This window comes from Photorhabdus akhurstii (assembly GCF_018448925.1).
Taxonomy (GTDB): Bacteria; Pseudomonadota; Gammaproteobacteria; order Enterobacterales; family Enterobacteriaceae; genus Photorhabdus; species Photorhabdus akhurstii.
The window spans coordinates 1-255 of sequence record NZ_RCWE01000156.1; the positions used below are offsets into that span (position 1 = coordinate 1).

The 255-nt window shown below is 56.1% G+C and carries 1 protein-coding gene; it reads left to right on the forward strand.

Going from position 1 to position 255, the window contains the following annotated elements:
• On the forward strand, positions 1 to 255 hold a 255-nt coding region (locus tag EAE93_RS24165; protein ID WP_214040755.1), incomplete at both ends, for a hypothetical protein.

Consider the following 255-nt stretch of genomic DNA (forward strand, 5'->3'; position numbering starts at 1 on the left):
CGGACAGCGCCCAGCATTTTCATCTGTATTATGAATATAATGCCCAGGGCCTGATAAGCCGCTGGTCCGATGGCGACCAGACCTGGGTGGATTACCGTTATGATAAACAGGGGCGCTGTACCGACAGTGTGGGGGCCGGCGGCTACTATCCGGTTCACCTGGATTATGCCCCCGGCATCACCCGCTCCACCACCCCACAGGGGCACACCACCACCTGGCATTACAACGACCAGCAATTAATAACTGAAATCCACA